The organism is Methanocella sp. MCL-LM (assembly GCF_049676595.1).
GTDB lineage: Archaea > Halobacteriota > Methanocellia > Methanocellales > Methanocellaceae > Methanocella_A.
This window is the reverse complement of the sequence record NZ_CP187259.1, coordinates 440,662-458,788: the sequence shown is the minus strand read 5'-3', so window position 1 is coordinate 458,788 and position 18,127 is coordinate 440,662. Positions and strand designations below refer to the sequence as shown.

General features: G+C 58.3%; 17 protein-coding genes and 1 tRNA gene. 6 read left to right on the top strand and 12 right to left on the bottom strand.

What is annotated here, in order from left to right:
* Positions 1-410: 410 nt before the first annotated feature.
* The 7 genes from ACPLPM_RS02355 to ACPLPM_RS02325 form a co-directional block, all read right to left on the bottom strand.
* Complete coding sequence (locus ACPLPM_RS02355) at positions 411-1,343, bottom strand: tetratricopeptide repeat protein (RefSeq protein WP_424358633.1); 933 nt, start codon at positions 1,341-1,343, stop codon at positions 411-413.
* Between the two features lie 227 nt (positions 1,344-1,570).
* Positions 1,571-2,797: an ABC transporter permease gene (locus ACPLPM_RS02350; protein ID WP_424358632.1), complete on the bottom strand. Its 1,227-nt coding sequence runs from the start codon at positions 2,795-2,797 to the stop codon at positions 1,571-1,573.
* Positions 2,798-2,799: 2 nt separating this feature from the next.
* Positions 2,800-4,002, bottom strand: coding sequence for an ABC transporter permease (locus ACPLPM_RS02345; protein WP_424358631.1), 1,203 nt, complete (start codon positions 4,000-4,002; stop codon positions 2,800-2,802).
* On the bottom strand, positions 3,999-5,024 hold the full coding sequence (locus ACPLPM_RS02340) for a hypothetical protein (protein WP_424358630.1): 1,026 nt from the start codon (positions 5,022-5,024) through the stop codon (positions 3,999-4,001). The genes ACPLPM_RS02345 and ACPLPM_RS02340 overlap by 4 nt, the downstream gene beginning before the upstream one ends.
* A 58-nt stretch (positions 5,025-5,082) precedes the next feature.
* Positions 5,083-5,766 carry an ABC transporter ATP-binding protein gene (locus ACPLPM_RS02335; protein ID WP_424358629.1) on the bottom strand — a complete coding sequence of 228 codons (684 nt, stop codon included), beginning with the start codon at positions 5,764-5,766 and terminating at the stop codon, positions 5,083-5,085.
* Positions 5,766-6,521 (bottom strand): RDD family protein, encoded by a 756-nt coding sequence (locus ACPLPM_RS02330; protein ID WP_424358628.1) that lies wholly within the window; start codon positions 6,519-6,521, stop codon positions 5,766-5,768. The genes ACPLPM_RS02335 and ACPLPM_RS02330 overlap by 1 nt, the downstream gene beginning before the upstream one ends.
* Positions 6,508-6,867, bottom strand: a complete 360-nt coding sequence (locus tag ACPLPM_RS02325) for a PadR family transcriptional regulator (RefSeq protein WP_424358627.1) — start codon at positions 6,865-6,867, stop codon at positions 6,508-6,510. Before ACPLPM_RS02325 ends, ACPLPM_RS02330 begins: the two co-directional genes overlap by 14 nt.
* A gap of 245 nt (positions 6,868-7,112) precedes the next feature.
* On the opposite strand from ACPLPM_RS02325, the gene ACPLPM_RS02320 reads away from it, so the two are divergent.
* A complete protein-coding gene (locus ACPLPM_RS02320; protein WP_424358626.1) occupies positions 7,113-8,612 on the top strand; it encodes a GAF domain-containing protein in 1,500 nt (499 codons plus the stop codon).
* A 42-nt stretch (positions 8,613-8,654) separates the two neighbouring features.
* On the top strand, positions 8,655-8,903 hold the full coding sequence (locus tag ACPLPM_RS02315) for a hypothetical protein (protein WP_424358625.1): 249 nt from the start codon (positions 8,655-8,657) through the stop codon (positions 8,901-8,903).
* Positions 8,904-9,091: 188 nt separating this feature from the next.
* On the opposite strand, the gene ACPLPM_RS02310 is transcribed toward ACPLPM_RS02315, so the two are convergent.
* Positions 9,092-9,292: a hypothetical protein gene (locus ACPLPM_RS02310; protein ID WP_424358624.1), complete on the bottom strand. Its 201-nt coding sequence runs from the start codon at positions 9,290-9,292 to the stop codon at positions 9,092-9,094.
* 110 nt (positions 9,293-9,402) lie between these two features.
* Positions 9,403-10,419 (bottom strand): TIGR03557 family F420-dependent LLM class oxidoreductase, encoded by a 1,017-nt coding sequence (locus ACPLPM_RS02305; protein WP_424358623.1) that lies wholly within the window; start codon positions 10,417-10,419, stop codon positions 9,403-9,405.
* A gap of 162 nt (positions 10,420-10,581) precedes the next feature.
* On the opposite strand from ACPLPM_RS02305, the gene ACPLPM_RS02300 reads away from it, so the two are divergent.
* Entirely contained in the window at positions 10,582-11,895 is a 1,314-nt protein-coding gene (locus ACPLPM_RS02300) for an SDR family NAD(P)-dependent oxidoreductase (protein WP_424358622.1), read from the top strand.
* A gap of 539 nt (positions 11,896-12,434) precedes the next feature.
* Positions 12,435-13,049, top strand: coding sequence for a GNAT family N-acetyltransferase (locus ACPLPM_RS02295; RefSeq protein ID WP_424358621.1), 615 nt, complete (start codon positions 12,435-12,437; stop codon positions 13,047-13,049).
* A gap of 23 nt (positions 13,050-13,072) precedes the next feature.
* Here ACPLPM_RS02295 and ACPLPM_RS02290 read toward each other — a convergent pair whose 3' ends face one another.
* The gene (locus tag ACPLPM_RS02290) at positions 13,073-13,753 is read right to left on the bottom strand and encodes a DUF4332 domain-containing protein (RefSeq protein ID WP_424358620.1); all 681 of its coding nucleotides are present in this window, start codon (positions 13,751-13,753) and stop codon (positions 13,073-13,075) included.
* Between the two features lie 137 nt (positions 13,754-13,890).
* On the opposite strand from ACPLPM_RS02290, the gene ACPLPM_RS02285 reads away from it, so the two are divergent.
* Positions 13,891-14,436, top strand: coding sequence for a hypothetical protein (locus tag ACPLPM_RS02285; protein ID WP_424360022.1), 546 nt, complete (start codon positions 13,891-13,893; stop codon positions 14,434-14,436).
* Here ACPLPM_RS02285 and ACPLPM_RS02280 read toward each other — a convergent pair.
* Positions 14,381-15,880 (bottom strand): ATP-binding protein, encoded by a 1,500-nt coding sequence (locus tag ACPLPM_RS02280; protein WP_424358619.1) that lies wholly within the window; start codon positions 15,878-15,880, stop codon positions 14,381-14,383. The genes ACPLPM_RS02285 and ACPLPM_RS02280 overlap by 56 nt on opposite strands.
* 233 nt (positions 15,881-16,113) lie before the next feature.
* A tRNA-Lys gene (locus ACPLPM_RS02275) sits at positions 16,114-16,190 on the bottom strand.
* A 210-nt stretch (positions 16,191-16,400) separates the two neighbouring features.
* Between ACPLPM_RS02275 and ACPLPM_RS02270 the strand changes: the two genes are divergently transcribed.
* Complete coding sequence (locus tag ACPLPM_RS02270) at positions 16,401-17,876, top strand: DHH family phosphoesterase (RefSeq protein ID WP_424358618.1); 1,476 nt, start codon at positions 16,401-16,403, stop codon at positions 17,874-17,876.
* Positions 17,877-18,127: the final 251 nt, after the last annotated feature.

Sequence of the window (18,127 nt, the reverse complement as noted above, 5' to 3'; positions counted from 1 at the left end):
ATTTGTGGGTGATAGTGTAAAAGAATACCGGCAATGCAAGTTACAAAGGCTATCGTGAACGATGACGAACGCTGCGCTGTGCTTGATACAGATTTCTCGGAAAACATTAAAAGTGTTATCCCTGTGCTCGTGAACGTACACGAACGCTGCGCTGTGACCGACTGGAAGCAGTCCCTTGTATACAGGATCACAGATTACGACAGATATTACAGATTGCACAGATGCTAATCAATAATAAAAAAGGAAGTGGTTCGCGGTACTCCTTATTTTAAATAAAATCTGTGTAATCTGAGCAATCTGTCGTAATCTGTGATCTGGCACAGCGCAGCGTTCGTATTGCTGTCTCACGCAGTATGAGCAACCAGGTATGCACAGCGCAGCGTTCGTATTGCTGTCTCACACCAATCGAGCTACTCGAAATGGTAGTAGTAAGCCCGTTGCATGTTCTCGGGCTCGCCGGCCTCGGCGACCATCTCGGTGACGATGCCGTCGTCGGGGGTCATGTCGAGGAGCTCGGCCAGCCGGGTGTCGATGTCTTTGCTGCCCAGTCTGCTCAGCAGGCCGGCGTAGGCGAGGCAGGCCTCCCGGTCATGGGGGCAGAGCCGGACCGCCCGGGAGTACTGGACGAGGGCTTCGTCGAAGCGGCCGGTGCGCTCGAGCAGTATCCCGTACCGGTAGCGGGCGGTAGGGAGCGATGGCTCCAGGCTGACGAGTTCCCTTAGCCCGTCTTCGGTGCCCGAATAGCGGCCTCGATCTTCGAGGATTCTCCCGTAGGTGCAGGCCGCGGCGAGGTCCGCAGGGTCCTGGATGGCCGCTTTCAGGAGCTCCTCTTCCGCGCCGTCCAGGTCGCCGGTTTCCAGGAGCAGGATGCCCAGATCATAGTGTACGGCGTGGTTGTCGTCGTCCGCGCGGATGGCCTCGGCATAGCAGGCTGCGGCTTCAGGTATGCGGCCACATCGCTCCTGGAGCCTGCCATAAGAGTGAAGTAGCACAGGGCTCTCCGGATCGCGGTGCAGGCAGTGGAGCACTTCGGCCATGGCTTTTTCGTACAGCCCGTACCGCTCGAGGGCCTGGGACAGGTTCAGCCGGGCGGTCATGTTGCCCGGCTCCAGGTCGAGGATGCGGCCGAACTCCTCGATCGCCGCTTCGAGCCGGCCGGTGTGAGCGAGAAAAGCACCGTACCTGACCCTGATGGCCATGTTCCACGGGTCCATGGACACGGCCTTCATAAAGGACTCTTCTGCCCGGTCATGGTATCCCATCTCCCGCAGCACCTCTGCGACCACCATGTGGTACATGGCCTCGCAGTCCTCGAGCGGGTCGCCCTCCTCTTTTTGGGACATAAGTATCTAGAAATTTGAGAATGTGGATATATAGGGATAATTGCATTTTTTGAGTGTATTTAACCATAATAAGCAGTTAAATAGCAAAATGTGGATATATATGGATTTATTACTATAAGTCTAAAATTTTCAGCTGACAGACTATCCGGAAAATTTCACTAGTACATACGCCGGGCTTCCGGGCTCATGCGGTAAAAAGAGAAAAGAAAAGGCGAGACACTGCGCTATTATTCCGTGCGCAGCGCCTCGATGGGGTCCAGCTTGGCGGCCTGGTTGGCGGGGTAGACGCCCGCGATGGTGGTGGCCAGGCAGCCGAAGGCGATGCCGATGACGGCGTTGGACAGGGATACACCCATGTTCATGCCGATGGCGTTGCTGACGATCATCATGATGACGACGGCCAGCGCCAGGCCGATTAGCCCGCTGATGAAGCCGAGGGATACGGATTCGATCAGGAAGAGGTTCCGCACGTTTGCCGTGGTCGCCCCGACCGCCTTCATGAGGCCGATCTCCTTGGTGCGCTCTTTGACGGTCAGCAGCATGACGTTCATGATGCCGATGCCGCCGACGACGAGGGAAATGCCGGCGATGCCGCCCAGCAGGTACTTGATGTAGTCGAAGATGGCGGTAATCGCCTGGGAGAACGACTTCATCGTGACGAGGTCGTAGGCTTCGTTACGGTGGGTCCTGGCGAGGTTCTCCTTGACTGCCGCTGCGGTCTCGTCTACGGTGTCCGGGGAGTCGGAGGTGATGTAAATCACGTTGTAGTACTCCTCGTTGGAGAACCCGTTGATGCCCGCCCGGGTCATGTAGATGTAGCTGTTGGGGTTGCCGGTGACGATCGAGCCGTTGCTTTCCTTGAGGATGCCCACGACCGTGTAGTCCTGAGACTTGCCGGTCATCTGGTTATAGATGGTGATCGTGGACCCTGTGCGCAGGTTCTTTTCGAACGTGCCGTTCGCGATCTTGCTGCCGATCACCACGGAGTACCTGTCAGAGGGTGACAGGAACCGGCCTTTGTCGAGCGTCGTCGACAGCTTTTTCTCGTTCTGGGGGCTGACGCCCTGGATCGACAGGCTCCGGTTATCGCCCAGGTACTGGACGGTGCCGGACACCTCGATCTTGGGGTTCACCTCGGCTACGCCGGGGGTGTTCAGAATGGTCCCTATGTCTCGCTCGGTGAACCTGGCGGGAGGCTTGCTGGTCTGGGCTATGCCGTAGCTCATGCCCATGCCGCCGCTCTGGTCTTCCAGGCTCTGGGGGAGCAGGATGATCTGGTTCAGGTCGAGGTCGCCGAACTCCGCGGACACGCCGCTGAACACGCCGTCGCTGATGCTCATCATGGCCACGATAGCCATGACGCCTATGATGATGCCCAGGCTGGACATCAGCGTCTTGAACTTGTTGCTGTTGAAGTCGGCGAGCGCGTACTCGACTACGTCTGTAGCTTTCATGTTTACTCCGTCCTCAGCGCGTCAATCGGGTCGAGCTTCGACGCCTGGCTGGCCGGGTAGACGCCCGCGACGACCGTGAGGATTACCCCGAACGCGATGCCGATCAGTGCGTTGTTCAGCGAGACGCTGAGAGACATGTTGATATACTCACCTATCGCCCAGGCAGCTATCATCGTGACTACCACGCCCGCGATGCCGCTGAAAAGGCCCAGCAGCAGGGCTTCGGTGAGGAAGATCACCCTCACGTCGGTCGAGGTCGCCCCGACGGCCTTCATCAGGCCGATCTCTTTGACCCGCTCCCGGACGGTCAGCATCATGACGTTGGCGATGCCGATGCCGCCGACGACGAGGGAGATCGCTCCGATGCCGGCGAGCGCAGTCTTGATGATGCTGAAGACCTGGTTGATCGCGTCCACGAACATCTTCTGCGTCAGCACCATGTAGGCTTCGTTCCTGTGGATGTACTTCAGCGCTTTGTCCACGTTGGTCGCTGTCTGGTCCGCTCCCTCGACGCTGTCTGACCTGATCGCTATGTAGCTGTAGGTATCCTGGTCTGTCAGCGCTTTGATGCCCGCCTTGGTCATGTAGACCGCGGTGTTGGGGTCGCCGGCGAGGATGGAGCCGTTCCGCTCCTTCATGATGCCTACGACCACGTAGTCCTGGGACTTGCCCGTGTACGGGTTGGACAGGGTAATGTAGGAGCCCGTGGGAATCTTCCGCCCGAAGGTGCCGTTAGCAACCTTGCTGCCGATCACTACCGAGTAGGTGTCCGACTGGGTCAGGTACCGGCCCTTGTCGACCTGAGACGCGTACGATCCCATGTACTGGGGTACTATTCCGCTGACTCCCAGCGTCCGGTTTTCGTCCTTGTACCGGGCCATGGCGCCCGTGCTGATCTCCGGGTAGACCTCTTTGACGCCCGAGGTGCTCCTGATGATGTTGACGTCCCTGTCGGTGAACTTGGCGGGGGCTTTCTGGACCTGCATGCCCGTGTTCATGTCGATGCCCATGGGGAGCAGGATCATGGTGTCGAGCTCCAGGGTGCCGAACTGCGAACTGACGCCGCTGTACAGGGCATCGCCGAACGTGAGCATGGCTACGATGGCCAGGACGCCGATGATGATGCCCAGGCTGGAGAGCAGGGTCTTGAACTTGTTGCTAGTAAAGTCTATGACCACGTACTCCAGCACATCAGAGAACTTCACTTTTTAGACCTCTGGCTTCTCATGAACAGGTATACGCCGCCGATCAGAAGCACGACGACGACCAGGACGCCGCCCAGGATGAGCAGGGTGCTGTTGTCGCCGCCGTTGTTTGCCGCAGCCGCGTCAGTCTTCGGCTCCATGGCTACTACGTAGGGGGCGGTCTGGTGCCAGTTGTCGCCGTTCTTGTACTTGAGCACGAAGGACGGGGAACCGGTGTACGTGGCGTTCTTGCTCGCAGTCTCGAAGGTCACGGTGTACATTTCGCCGGCGCCGATGTTGCCGACGGTGTACTCTGCCCGGGGCTTAAACGAGAATTCGTCGCCCGAGGGAACTACGCTGGCAGAGGTGATGCCGCTCGCCCGGTAGTTGACCACGTCTATGATGATGTTACCCTTGGAGGTGCCCAGCTTGGCCGGGGCGTCGTTGAGGACCATCTTCGGCTGGGTGCTGTCGATCACGACAGGCACGACCTGGTTGATGTAGCAGCCGTCGCTGTCGGTCTTCACTTTCAGGGGCAGGTAGTACTTGCCGTCTGCGGCGGAGCCGTCGACCTTGATGGTGAACTGGAACTGGGCGCTGTCGCCGAGGCCAAGGTAGCCGACGTCAGTGTACGCGGCGTTCTGCACCTGGATGGGGCCTTCGGAGAGCAGGTTCACGAACTTGAGCTCGCAGGCGCCGGAGGAGCCATCAGTGGACGTAGTCTGGGTAGTCCTGGTCGTGCTCATGTCAGGAGTCTGAGCCTGCGGAAGGTAATACTGGTTCTGAGAGGATTCGGTGACGGTGGTCGTGTTGCCGGCTCCCGGCGACTTGAGCGTGTTGGTGATGGTCACGACGACGGTGCCTGTGTCGCCGGGCATCAGCGGAGCGGATGCGGTGGTCGCGGTCACGGCGGCCACCGGGGCGACCGTGGTGCCGGTCACGGAGAGCACGGGGTTCGTCTTGGCGGCGAACGCCGGCGTCGATAAGGTTAACAGCAGTACCAGCATCACACATATGCTGGCCAGTTTTACGGATGTTCTCATTTCTGGTTCTCCTTGTATAGTATGGTAATATGGTAAGTCAGTTGGTGATTGTCAATCGTTACTTTTCGTCTTCGCCTACGATGAGGCCGTCCCTGATCCGGATGATGCGGTCGCCGTACTCGGCGAGGTCGGGCTCGTGGGTGACCATCACGATGGTCCTGCCCTTCTTGTTCAGGTCCAGGAACAGCTGCATGATCTCCTCGCCGGTCTTCGTGTCCAGGTTACCCGTGGGCTCGTCCGCGAGGAGGATGGCCGGGTCGTTGACCAGCGCCCTGGCGATGGCCACTCTTTGCCGCTGGCCGCCCGACAGCTCGTTGGGCTTGTGGGACATGCGGTCGGTGAGGCCGACCTCTTCGAGGTACCTCTTCGCGGTCTCGGTGCGCTTCTGCTTCGCGGTCTCCTGGAAGATCATGGGCAGCTCTACGTTTTTCAGCGCGCTCAGCCTGGCGACCAGGTTGAACGACTGGAAGATGAAGCCGATCTCTTTGCCCCGCAGAGCGGACAGCTCCACGTCATTGAGCTTGCTGATCGGGTGCCCGTTGATGGCGATCTCGCCGGCCGTCGGGCGGTCGAGGAGCCCGATCAGGTTCATCAGGGTCGACTTGCCGGAGCCGGACGGGCCCATGATGCTGACGAACTCGCCGCGGTTGATGCGGACGTCGACACCCTTGAGCACCTCGAGCTCGTTTTTGCCCATCACGTAGGACTTGCGGACGCCGGTAATATCTACAACGGATTCCATTATTTTTCCTCCTTCTTGTTCTTGTGGACCACGATGGTCCTGGCGATCTTGTCGAAGCCCCTCTGGCGGTCCTTCCTGAACAGGATGATCATCAGCAGCGCGTCCAGCACGAGGAGCGAAAAGCTGCCCAGCAGCTTCGGCAGGTTCCGGAGGAGGGATTCGACATAGCCTATCCGGGTGCCGTCATCCTTCAGCACGCGCAGCCCGAGCAGCCACTTGCCGGGCGTGTACCCGAACCGGCCCTCCAGCACCACGAAGTAACAGATCATGGTCACGAGAGACCCGAGGCCCCAGATGATCGTGAAGACCATGCCGGCCAGATCGCTGGCGAAGGTCAGGTTCAGCTCGCCGTTGGCGAGGGTTTCCACCACGATTGCGCCGGGGAAGAACGGCAGCAACGGCAGGCTCAGGAGCGCGACCACGATAACGGTCGCCACCAGCGCCAGGATCAGATCGATGATGAACGCCACTGACCGGCTGATTATGCCTGCCCGGCCCAGCGAGTCCACATAGGTCTTCATGTACGCCGCGGCGATCTCTTTCGGATCTTCGGAGTCGGCCAGCGTTGCCTCTACATCGTCCTTCTCGATCGTCTTCGATCCCCGGGACTGGGCACGCATCATGGAGGAGTCGTAGAAGTGAGAGGTGAGCTCGCGAACGATATCCTGCTTGTCTGCTTCATAGATGTCGATGTCCCCGACGATACGGGTAACCCTGTTCTCGAGCCTCGCCTTTGCATCCTTACTGATATCCACGGCCGTCCCCCCAGATGTCGTCCATAGCTTTCACATACCGTTTCCACTCCCTGATCATCCCTTCGAGGAACTCTGACCCCCGGGATGTAATCCGGTAGTACTTGCGGGGCGGTATGCCTTCCCCGGTCTCTTTCCAGTAGCTTTCTACAAGCCCGTCGCTTTCCATGGTATGTAGGGCGGGATACGCGTTGCTCTCTTTGATGATGATGACGCCACCGCTTCGCACCTCGAGCTCGTGGATCAGCTCGTAGCCGTACTTGTCGCCAGACCTGAGCAGGGACAGTATGGAGAGCTTGGTGCTTCCCTTCTTGAGTTCTTTCAGCCACTTGTCGATATCTTCCTGCATAATACCTCTAGAGTTTATGCACTTTTGTTGAATATACACATAATTCTTATATGTACATATTATGCATAGGTACAGAGTGCAACTGAGAATATAAAAGTTTTGGTGTACAATACTTTATCGGGTAGGTATAATAGCATGTTTGTAGCGATCTGGCTTCACAATATAGAGTGCCCGCTTATCCTCCTTTCAATTATATAACACAAAAGATAAGTATATAGAAACTGACCAGTTTTTCTGGAATTCCTGTGCAAGGTTTAAAAAGTAGACTAATCGATCTCGAGATTCTCGACGGCGTACCTGACGGTATCGCCCTGGTGAGCCTCGACGGGTCGGTCATCCACACGAATGTGACCCTGCGACAGATGTGCGGGACAGCGGGAGAGCCGGCCGGAGATATGAAGCTGGAGAGCCTGACAGGACCTGAAAACTCGGCCCAGTGGAGGCGCTTTTTTTCGCAGGCGGTAAAGGGCAGCGGGCCGCTGAGCTTCGACACCACGATATGCAGGGCTACGGACGGGTTCATATTTCACGCCGAAGTGTCCTTCCACGTGAAAAGCCTGAACGAGGAACAGATCATAGTTGTTACGGTCAGGAACATGAGCCGGCACAGGAAGATCGAGGATGCGCTGAGGCTGGAGGAGTCCCGGCTGGAGGCGCTGCTCAGGCTCAACCAGATGACCGGCGAGTCGATCAACCGGATCTGCGACTTCGCGCTCGAGGAGGCGGTCAGGCTCACCGGGAGCAGGATCGGCTACCTCGCCTTCTACGACGAAGAGCAGGAAAAGCTGACCATGCACGCGTGGTCGGTCCAGGGAATGGAGGATTGCAGGATCACCAACCGGACCATCGAGTACCCTCTGAAAAGCACGGGCCTCTGGGGCGAGGCGGTCAGGCAGCGCAGGCCTGTGATCACCAACGACTACCACGCCCCCGGCCCGCATAAGAAAGGCCTGCCCGCCGGTCACGTCCGGATAGACAGGCACATGAACGTGCCGATCATGGATGACGGGCGCATAGTAGTCGTCGCCGGGGTGGGCAACAAGCCCGAGCCCTACGACATCCGGGACGTCAGAGAGCTGGTCCTGCTCATGGAGGGTATGTGGAGGCTGCTGCAGCGCAAGCAGTCCGAAGACCAGCTGAAGATGTCCCTGGCAGAGAAAGAGGTGCTTTTAAAAGAGATCCACCACCGGGTGAAGAACAACCTCCAGATCGTCTCCAGCCTCATCAGCCTCCAGTCAGGAGTCACCATTCCTGAGAATGTCGCCGCGGCGTTCAGGGAAAGCCAGGACCGCATCAGATCGATGGCCATGATCCACGAAAGGCTGTACAGGGCCAGGGACATCGCCCGGGTAGACTTCGGGGAGTACCTGCGGAACCTGACCAGCTACCTGAAGTCGTCGTACCAGCCCCCGGCCGCCGAAGTACAGATCGACGTACAGAACATCATGCTGGACATCGATCGAGCCATACCCTGCGGCCTCATCGTCAACGAGCTGGTGTCCAACGCGTTCAAGTACGCTTTCCCTGACGGCAGGCAGGGAATCCTGGAGATCAGCATGCGAAAGGAGGAAAACGGGATACTCCTCGTAGTTTCGGACGACGGGCCCGGGCTGCCCCCGGGAATAGATACCACGAACACGCCCACCATGGGGCTCCAGCTGGTGAATGCCCTGGTCGGACAGCTCGACGGGGAACTGGTCTTGTACAGGGCCAGGGGCAGCAGGTTCGAGATCAGGTTCAGCTAACCAAACGGCGGCGAGGTATTATGCGGCCGGCTCACTATTACTATGATCGAGAGAGCGGATAGCATGGCGGCAAAGGAAGTCGTACTCAGGCGATCGGTCAGAAACAGAGTGGAGAAGCTGGAGTTCGAGCGGGAGGACGGCACCTGGCGGGCAGTCCTGTCCCGCCCCGGCGCCGGCCAGGCCATGAGCCCGGCCGAGATTATCAAGATTTACCCCGACACGCAAGAGGCGTGGAAAGACGTAGCCGTGTACATCAGCCAGGGCTACAAGATATTATACTACGCTGAATGATGCCAGTCCGGTCGCCAGGGATCTGTTAACACTACGTACACGACGGCCACGACGTACACAACGTTTTCTTAAAAGGCTGATAACCCTGACAATTTTCGGGTAACTTCGTGTCCGTCGTGTACGTTGTGGCCGTCGTGTTAACCATTCCAGACTATCCGAAAAGCTTCAGAAGTGACTATACTCACATTTTACCCTGGCAGAAAGTAACCCGCAGCGGCTACTGCCAGGCCGATGAGGAAGATGATGAGCAGCGACTCGTTCGGGCTCCACGCGAAGATGCCCCCTGCCATCGGGGGAACTATGAAGATCAACGCGTAGTAGAGGAGCCAGATCACTGCCGCCACGGCTGCGATAACGATGCCCAGGAGGACAATCTTCCGGTTAGCCACATACCTCACCATGCAAGTATTGGTCTCACCAGATATTAAAGACTGGGCCGATAGGTGGCACCGCATGAGGGAACCGGGCAGGGAGCCTGCCATGCTGACACCGAGCGCTTCTACGCTACTGCCTCTGCCCGGGGCTTGTTTCTTTCCCTTACCAGCGGCAGCACTTCCCGCCCGTACCCGTCGATGAACTCGTACTGGTCGGGACCCGGAGAGTGGAAGCTGAGCCGGTTGAAGCCTGCATCGATGAACCGCTGGGCGTACCGGGCGTGCTCTTCGGGATCCTTCGAGATGCACATGTGGCTCCGGATGGTGTCCCTGCCGGCGATCGCACCGTTGGCTGCGGACATGGCCGGGGTGTACAGGTTCTGGGTGTACATGGCGAAGACCATGGTCCCTGCCCAGTACTGCTTGTAGGCGTCGATGGCAGCGTCCTCGTCGTCGGTCCAGGCGACGAAAAATTCCACCTGTTTCGGCATCTGCCAGGGGTCTTTGCCCGACTCTCTGGCGCCTTCTTCGAAGTTCTTCAGGATCTGGTGCATGACCTCCGGCGGGTTTGCTCCGGTGATCAGGCCGTCGCCGTAGTAGCCGGCGAAGAAGGCGCTCTCCGGCACGAGGGACGATACGTAGATCGGGATGGGCCGTTCCGGGGCGGTATACAGCTTAGCTTTTTTCGCCGTGTAGTACTCCCCGTCGAACGTGATCGTGTCGCTGGTCCACAGCGCCCGCATAAGCTCTATGGACTCCCGCATCATGTCCTGCCGCATCCGGTAGTCGGGCCACACGCCGGTGACCGGGTACTCGTTCAGCGCCTCGCCGGTGCCCACGCCCAGGTATACGTTGCCCTTGTTCAGCCGCTCGATGGTGGCCGCCGCCTGCGCGATGATGGAGGGATTGTACCGCAGGATAGGACAGGTGACTCCCGTGCCGACCTCGATGCCGTTCAGCCTCGCCGCCGCAGCGCCCAGCCACGACCAGGTGTAGCACGCCTGGCCCGCCTCGTCCCACGGGTGAAAGTGATCAGACATGTTGATGCTCTCGAAACCCGCCTTCTCCGCTGCTACCGCCTGGCTGAGCAGCTCGACCGGATCGTACTGCTCAGGGCCTGCTTTCCATCCCAGCATCACCATCTTGAATCATCTCCCGCATGACGTGTAATATTAGAGTGTCCGGGTGCGGGAGGAAAAACGATACGGACGAAATATGCGTCACGATATCACTGCACGTCGGTTAACTATTAATAACGCCTGCGACTTGTTTATTTATTCGGAATATGTAAGAGGGCTGGTGGCATGTTGACTGAAAAATTGCAGAAGCTGGGATTGTCGTCCGAGGACATGAAGGGGAAAGTGGTGCTCATAACCGGGGCCGGCCAGGGCATCGGCAAAGAGCTCGCGCTCGCTATGTCGAGGCTGGGGGCCTCGGTGGTGATCGCGGAGATCAAGGACTACGGCGCCAAAGTCGAGGCGCAGATCAAGTCCGAGGGCGGGTCCGCCCTGTTCGTCAGGATCGACGTTTCGGACGATGGCAGCGTCAAGGCGCTGGCGGACAAGGCCGTGAAGGAGTTCGGCAAGGTCGACGTCGTGATCAACAACGCCGCCGTCGAGTACACGGGCTCGGTGCTGGAGCAGCCGGTCATCGCGTGGGAAAGGGCTTACGCAGTGAACACGATCGGGCCGCTGCGCCTGATCAAGGCGTTCCTGCCCGGGATGCTGCAGAGGAAGGGAGGCGTCCTCGTCAACGTCCTCTCAGCCGAGGGGATGCCTTACCTGGCGCCGTACGCCGCCTCAAAAGCCGCGCTACAGTCCATGACCACGTCCCTCGTCGCAGAGCTGGGCGAGAATTCGGGAGTGTCTGTATTCACCTTTGCCCCGGGCATGGTCGATACCCCCGGTGCCAACTCCCACATTCCCCAGGTAGCGCCGAGGCTGGGCATGACGTTCGAGCAGTTCACCCACATGGGCGTCAACCCCGGGTACGAGGGGCTGATGCCCGCGGAGGACTGCGCCGCGGGCTTCGCCTACGCCATCGTTCACGCGAAGGAGTACCATGGCCAGGGCGCCGACGCGTTCCTGCCGCTGATGCGGGCGGGCCTGATCAACGCGGGCGGCATGCATGTCCCTGGCGAGACGGCTCCGGCGAAAGAGAAGGAGAAGGAAAAGCCCTCGGTGGCTGCCGCTGTTGCCGAGGCGAAGATGACCCCGGCGGGGGCTGTCGAGCTTAGCAAAGGCATGCAAAATGTCATCGAGGCGATCAACAAGGAGACGGAAGAGCTTGACCTGTTCAAGCGGACGTGGGTGAAGAACGACTTCGGCCGGCGAAACGGGATGAGCATTAAGGACTGGCAGAAGACCGCCGCAGACCTGATTGCAGATCTCGAAGAGCTGGCCCGAACTTCGGATGCAGCGAAGGCTGGAGCGATCAAGACCAAGTTTCCGGTGATCATCTCCCGGGCGGTGAAGCTGGAGAAGTATATCCAGTCGTCCGCGGAGAACGCGAAGAACTACTTCAAGGACCCGGTACAGCGGGAGACTGCACTGGAGGCGCTGGCACAGCGAGAGAAGGCAGTGACAGATCTGGTCAAGGCGCTGAAAGAGCTGAGCTGACCGAGACTTGCTATGATACTTTTTCCTTGGAAATATCACGGAAAGCCCTCGGAGGTCGGGGAGTTCCCGGGAGGCGGGGGAGGATTTTCAAGCTGGGAGGTCAGGGAGGGTCAGAGGTCGGAGAGGAGGTTTGGGAGTGTGGAAAGGTCAGAGAGGATAACGGGGTATTATTCTGCACTTTTCTTATGAGCGCCCGTACCATTTACACGAAGTACGCGAGGTACACGAAGTACGCGAAGTTCGATAAAAGGGCTGACTGTAATCCGATCGTATAGTTTAACTTCGCGTACTTAGCGTACTTTGAGTACTTCGTGTAAACGTTACCTGACAGCCCCAGAAAGGTCGAATGTGATTATCAAAAAAATCCTCTCTAACCTCTAGTGCCTCTAGCAACCTTCTCCCAAAACTCCGAACCTCCCTGACCTCCCAGCTTGAAAAGTCTCTCTGACCTCCAGGTACCTCCCGGACCTCCGGCATTTTCCGATGGCAGGATACTCTAGAGGAGCAATTATAATTCTGTCCATAGATATTGACTTCATATGAGCCTCGTGCTTGAAAAGCTGGACCTGCGCCGGCACGACGTCGAAAAGGCGGCTGAGCTGGCGTACGGCGCAGACGAAACCCTGCTGCCGCTGATGTTCGGCGGGAAAGCGACGGCTACAAGGCGAATAGCCTGCCTGATCAGGGCTGGTGGGAACGTGTTCGGCTACGAGCACATCTACGTAGCGATCGACGATGGCAAAGTGGTGGGCATCGCCATCGGCGACACCGGCTCCGAATACGAGAAAGCAGATGGGGCGGGATTTGGCTTATTATACCGGTGCCTCTCGATCACGGGCACGCTGAGGCTGCTGGCCGCCCTGCCGATCGTGAACAGGGTTCTGACGAACCGCTTCGAGGCAGATGATTTTTACCTCGGTATCCTCGCGGTAGACCCCGATCGCAGGAGCGGCGGCATCGGGACGTTCGCCATAGAGGGTATAACCCGGATAGCCCGGGAGAAAGGCTGCAATAGTCTGGTGCTGGACGTCTCTTTCGAGAACCCGCGGGCGAAGAAGTTTTACGAGCGCCTGGGCTTCGAGTGCGTGGGAAAAAGGCCACTGATACCGGGCTGGGGCAAAATTGGCACCTGCACGATGGTGAAGATGTTATGATACCGGGTACTGCAAGCCCGGAATCAGTATTCTATGACCTCGTCATGCTCCTTCGCGGCCTCGACACAGTAGGCTACGTCCCGGACAGTAAAAGATCCCTTGGTCAGCTTTAGCCGGCTGTTCGCCGCCACCAGCCTCGCGTAGAGATCTTCGGGCTGACTTGCGGCCAGCGTTTTCAGGCTGTCCACCCCTGCCTCGAGCATCAGCCGGGCGAAGATCGGGCCCACGTAGCCGACCCGGGCGATGTCGGACATGCGGACGAGCTCCAGTAATACGTTCTCAGGCACGTTCGCCTGCGAGGAAAGGGCCGTCCGATCGGCAGGAGTCACCGACCGCTCGAAGAGCTGCTTCGCATTTTTAACTCCGAGCGCAGCCAGCTCGTTAACGTGGGACGGATCAACGCCCGGGATGTCCTTCAGCGACAGCGGCAGCGAGGTCAGGCTCCGGGCGTGGCGGGAGAGCACCGTCAGGTAGTCGACGGGCAACCCGGACTCTGCGGCGAACTTCTTCAGCCGGTCGGCAGTTTTCAGCCTGTCGATCAGCGTCCCGAGATTGGAAACGCCCATGGACTCCAGCACCGAGAAACGCTCCCGGAGCTTCTCTTTCAGGATACGCCTGCCCGGCGATAGTTCCTGCGACTCGATCAGCCGTCGAAACTTCTCGAGGCTGTACTGCTCCATATCCAGGTGGTATTGTCCGGCCATCTCAGGTATACCTCTACAGTATAATCGAGCGCCTCCAGCTATTATCGTTGTCGCCAGCGTGCCCTGAAAGTAATTTCAGCCCAAGCGCTATCTTTACCTTTATATGCCCGGGCGTCGATTGGTGGTAAGTGGTAGATATGGCGGCAAAAGCGAAGAGGTCGTGGCGGGAGAAGCTGGAAGACAGCAAAGACCTCCCCAAGGTGATGGCCATCGAGGATGGCATGGTAAAGAAGTGGGGCGGGGGTACAGTGGTAATTCCGGCTCCGCTGGAAGTGGACGAGATTATGAGGAAAGTGCCCGAGGGCAGGCTGATAACGATCAACGGGATACGGTCGGCGCTGGCGAAGAAGCATGGCGCCACAATCGGGTGCCCGATGTGCACGGGCATCTTCGCGAGCATCGCGGCGAGGGCTGCTGCCGAGACGGCAGAGGCAGGAGAGAAGGATGTCACGCCATACTGGCGGACGCTGAAGGAAGGCGGGGTGATCAACGAGAAGTACCCGGGAGGCCTCGAGGGGCAAAAGGAGATGCTGGAGAAAGAGGGCCACATAGTCGTGCAGAAGGGCAAGAAGCTCGCAGTACAGGACTACGATGAGAAGCTGATTGAGCTGAAGCTTAAAAAAAGGGCTATGGCCGGGAGCAGCGTTGGGTCCCGGGATCGTTCTCGGCAGCCGGCAGCATGACTACGAACCGGGCCCCTCTGGTGTGATCCCCCATCACCCGGTCCCCTACCCAGACCTTGCCGCCGTAGCTGTCTACCAGCGACTTCACCAGATACAGGCCGAGGCCCATGCCGTGGACTGCACTTTTCCCCATGCGGTAGAAGATCGTGACCTTGGCGTCGTCCGGTATGCCCGGGCCGTCGTCCTCGACGATTACGCGGCAGTACTGTTTTCCGTTTTCCTCTATACGATCGAGGTCTACGACGATTTCTGCCCCTTCGCCGGCGTACTTGACCGCGTTGCCGACGAGGTTGGCGAAGACGTCGTGCAGCAGCTCGTTGGCCCGGGCGTAGCAGTGCTGGTGGCCGTTGAGGTTCAGCGTGACCGTCCTGCCGGGGACGGCTCTGTACTCACTCTGCACTTCGGCGAGCACCTGAGGGACGTCCACGTCGCTGACCTGCAGTTCGCCTTTGTGCAGCTTCTGTAGCTTCCGCACGTTCCTGATGAGCTGGGTGCTTCGCTGCAGCACTTCGATAGACTTGTCCAGGAGCTCCTTCGGCCCTGCATCGGGATATGACGTGCGGGCCAGCTCCAGGCAGCCGAGGGCGATCTGGTGCATGTTGTTGATGTCGTGGCCCATCAGGTCCAGGTACAGCTCGGCCTGAACCTTGGCTTTTAACAGCTCTTCATCGAATTTCTTGTGGTCGGTGATGTCGACTCCCGTCAGCAGGATCGCCGGTTTGCCCTTGTAGCTGATGGTCTTCCGGCTGACGTCGGCCCAGCGGATCTGGCCGCTGCCGTCGATGCCCTTCAGCTCATAACGGCTCTCATCGCTGATGCCGTTCTTCCAGTTAGAGTACTGCCCTTTGACATACCCCATCACATCGGGGTGCACCAGATCGGTGAAACACAGAGAAGAAAGATTTGGCCCCGCGTACCCGCTGATCGCCTCCATGGCCGGGTTGATGTACTTGAACCGGCTGTCCTGCAGGATACAGATTGCAGCAGGGACTGTATCAGCCAGCACCCGGAACATATGCTCGCTCTCCCGCAGCGCCGCCTCTGCCCGCTTGCGCTCGGTGATGTCCTGGTTGATCTCGACCACGCCTTTGATCAAACCATCGGGGGTTTTTATCGGGTAGCCCCGGATCAGCCACGCTCTGCCGTCGGGCGTCGTGATCTCGGCCCGGCGTACCTCTCCCGTATGCAAGGCCTGTACAACCGGACAGCCAGGGCACGGGGTATCTCGCTGGTGCCAGACTTGCCAGCAGGCTTCGCCTACGAGAGAGCCGGGCTCCCGGTTAACTGAAAGCTCCGCAGCGCGGTTAGCCCAGAGGATTTTCATGTCCAGACCGTGGTACAGGACGTGATCGTCGATGCTGTCCATGATCAGGCTTCTTTCAGAATCAGACAGCCAGGCAGGTACGCCTGGCCCTTTTTCAGGATCAGCGTTGACAGTGCTCACAAATACCCACAAATAATAATGTAAGCGATTAATGTCCGAAATATGTTTTCATACTTGAAATCAGTAAACGATCCGGGAAAAAGGCTCATCTAAAGACATACTGGAGGCAGAGTAGAACGGACCGAAGTGTAAGCCAGATACGGTACACTAACTAAGTAACGGCCTTCCGCTGCTTTAAAAGTTTTAGAAGCGCAGCTCTTTCAGAGTTGCGATGATACTATAAAATTATAAGTTGGCGGGCCCGATGGGATTTGAACCCATGGCATGCGGATTAAGAGTCCGCCGCTCTGCCTGACTGAGCCACGGGCCCACGCCGAATACAATCTTGTTTGCGCCTGCGATGATTGTGTCTTGCAACACATCACGCCGCTGCGAACCTTGTATAAGTCACGTCTACCATATATAGATTACGGTACCCGCTGATACTTTACATCTGATTCGCTGATTATTATATGCCTGGTGACCTTGCAGCATGCTGATAACTTAATTAACAGGCAGAACTGATCTATATTTGTTCCTTATGGAAGAGCAGCAGAAAGAAGTCCGGAGCAGGGTGCCGAAGCGGCAGAAGTACTCGTATGTTATCCTTGGCGGCGGGAGCGTCGGCCTCGCGGTCGCAAAAGAGCTGGCCAAGCTGAAGAAAGTGTTCCTGATCATCGATAAAGACAAATCCCGGGTGGAGGCGCTGCGGGACCAGAACTACGAGGCGCTGGAGGGCGATATCTCTACTGACAAAACACTAGAAGAGATACCCCTGGAAGGCGCGGACGGCATTTTTGTCCTCAGCTCCAACTTCCAGGCGAACCTCAAGGCGCTGAGGTTTGTCAAGGAAAAGGCGCCCCGGTCCTTCGCCATGGTCAGGGCCATCGACCTGGTCACCGTAGAGGAACTCTACTCTAACGGCGCAGATATCCTGCTGCACCCGCCCAGCATCGTGGCGGACAAGGCGCTGACGGAGCTGCAAAAGATCGAGCTCAGGGGCGCTGCCTGGCAGCTGATGACCTACCTGAAGTCGCTCGGCCCCGACAGCAGGCTCGGCATCGTCGTCCACGACAACCCTGATCCCGACTCAATTGCCAGTGCGCTCGCCCTGAAGAACCTGGCGGAATCCGTCGGTAAAGTGGCCGAGATCCTGTACTTCGGCTCCATCGGACACCAGGAAACCCGGGCTTTCATCAACCTGCTCAGCGTGCCCATCAGGCAGATCACCAGCGCGATGTTGTCGGAATACAATGTGCTCGCCATGGTCGACTGCAACACCCCGGGCAGGAACAACTCGCTGCCAGTGGACACGAAGATCAACGTCATCATTGACCACCACATACCCCAGGAGGCCTTCGACGTGAACGTGGACTTTGTCGACATCCGCCCGGACGTGGGCGCCACGTCGACGATCATGACCCGGTACGTGCAGGAGCTCGACTTCGAGATCACCAGTAACCTGGCGACGGCACTGCTGTACGGCATCAGGACGGACACCAGCGAGTTCAAGCGTAACACCTCCGCCGTCGACCTGACCAGCGCGGCGTTCCTCCATGCGCTCGCGGAGCAGGACCTGCTGGCGCAGATCGAAACCCCGTCCATGTCCGCGGAGACTATGGACGTGCTGGGCGAAGCCATCCGGAATAAGAAGATAGAGGGCAGCTACCTGATCTCCAACGTGGGCTTCGTCCACGACCGGGACACCCTCCCCCAGGCCGCCGATCACCTCTTAAAGCTGGAGGGCATCTCCACGGTGCTCGTCTTTGGCATGACCGATGACAAGATCCACCTGTCCGCCAGGAGCAAGGACATCCGGGTCAACATCGGCGACATCATCAGCCGGGCTTTCAGCGACATCGGCTCCGCCGGCGGCCACCAGCGCACCGCAGCCGCCCAGATACCCCTCGGCATCTTCATGGGTGTCAAAGATAAGAACCTGCTCCTGAAGCTGGCCGACGAAGCCGTCAGGCGCCGCTTCCTCACCACAGTCGGGGTCGACGAAGAGCCGGCTTAAACCTTCGATTTTTCTAACCACGGCGACACGGCTACTTACCCTGGCAACTGTAGATCAAATATTTGAACCACGGCGGCACGGCGACACAAAGACATTCATGAACCGGTAAAAATGAACGCTTTTTATGTCCACGGCGACACAAAGACAGAGCATTAACCATACCCTTACTATCCAATCGCTTCAGCCGGACTTTCGATCAATCGCCTGAAGGAAGGGAAATCTGGTTGTCTCCATGCCGTCAGCCTGCCGTG

What these genes read in the sequence shown, in the direction of transcription:
- ACPLPM_RS02355 (WP_424358633.1), bottom strand. Translation starts at nt 1,343, where the DNA reads ATGTCCCAAAAAGAGGAGGGCGACCCGCTCGAGGACTGCGAGGCCATG.
- ACPLPM_RS02350 (WP_424358632.1), bottom strand. Translation starts at nt 2,797, where the DNA reads ATGAAAGCTACAGACGTAGTCGAGTACGCGCTCGCCGACTTCAACAGC.
- ACPLPM_RS02340 (WP_424358630.1), bottom strand. Translation starts at nt 5,024, where the DNA reads ATGAGAACATCCGTAAAACTGGCCAGCATATGTGTGATGCTGGTACTG.
- ACPLPM_RS02335 (WP_424358629.1), bottom strand. Translation starts at nt 5,766, where the DNA reads ATGGAATCCGTTGTAGATATTACCGGCGTCCGCAAGTCCTACGTGATG.
- ACPLPM_RS02325 (WP_424358627.1), bottom strand. Translation starts at nt 6,867, where the DNA reads ATGCAGGAAGATATCGACAAGTGGCTGAAAGAACTCAAGAAGGGAAGC.
- ACPLPM_RS02315 (WP_424358625.1), top strand. Translation starts at nt 8,655, where the DNA reads ATGATCGAGAGAGCGGATAGCATGGCGGCAAAGGAAGTCGTACTCAGG.
- ACPLPM_RS02305 (WP_424358623.1), bottom strand. Translation starts at nt 10,419, where the DNA reads ATGGTGATGCTGGGATGGAAAGCAGGCCCTGAGCAGTACGATCCGGTC.
- ACPLPM_RS02300 (WP_424358622.1), top strand. Translation starts at nt 10,582, where the DNA reads ATGTTGACTGAAAAATTGCAGAAGCTGGGATTGTCGTCCGAGGACATG.
- ACPLPM_RS02295 (WP_424358621.1), top strand. Translation starts at nt 12,435, where the DNA reads ATGAGCCTCGTGCTTGAAAAGCTGGACCTGCGCCGGCACGACGTCGAA.
- ACPLPM_RS02290 (WP_424358620.1), bottom strand. Translation starts at nt 13,753, where the DNA reads ATGGCCGGACAATACCACCTGGATATGGAGCAGTACAGCCTCGAGAAG.
- ACPLPM_RS02285 (WP_424360022.1), top strand. Translation starts at nt 13,891, where the DNA reads ATGGCGGCAAAAGCGAAGAGGTCGTGGCGGGAGAAGCTGGAAGACAGC.
- ACPLPM_RS02270 (WP_424358618.1), top strand. Translation starts at nt 16,401, where the DNA reads ATGGAAGAGCAGCAGAAAGAAGTCCGGAGCAGGGTGCCGAAGCGGCAG.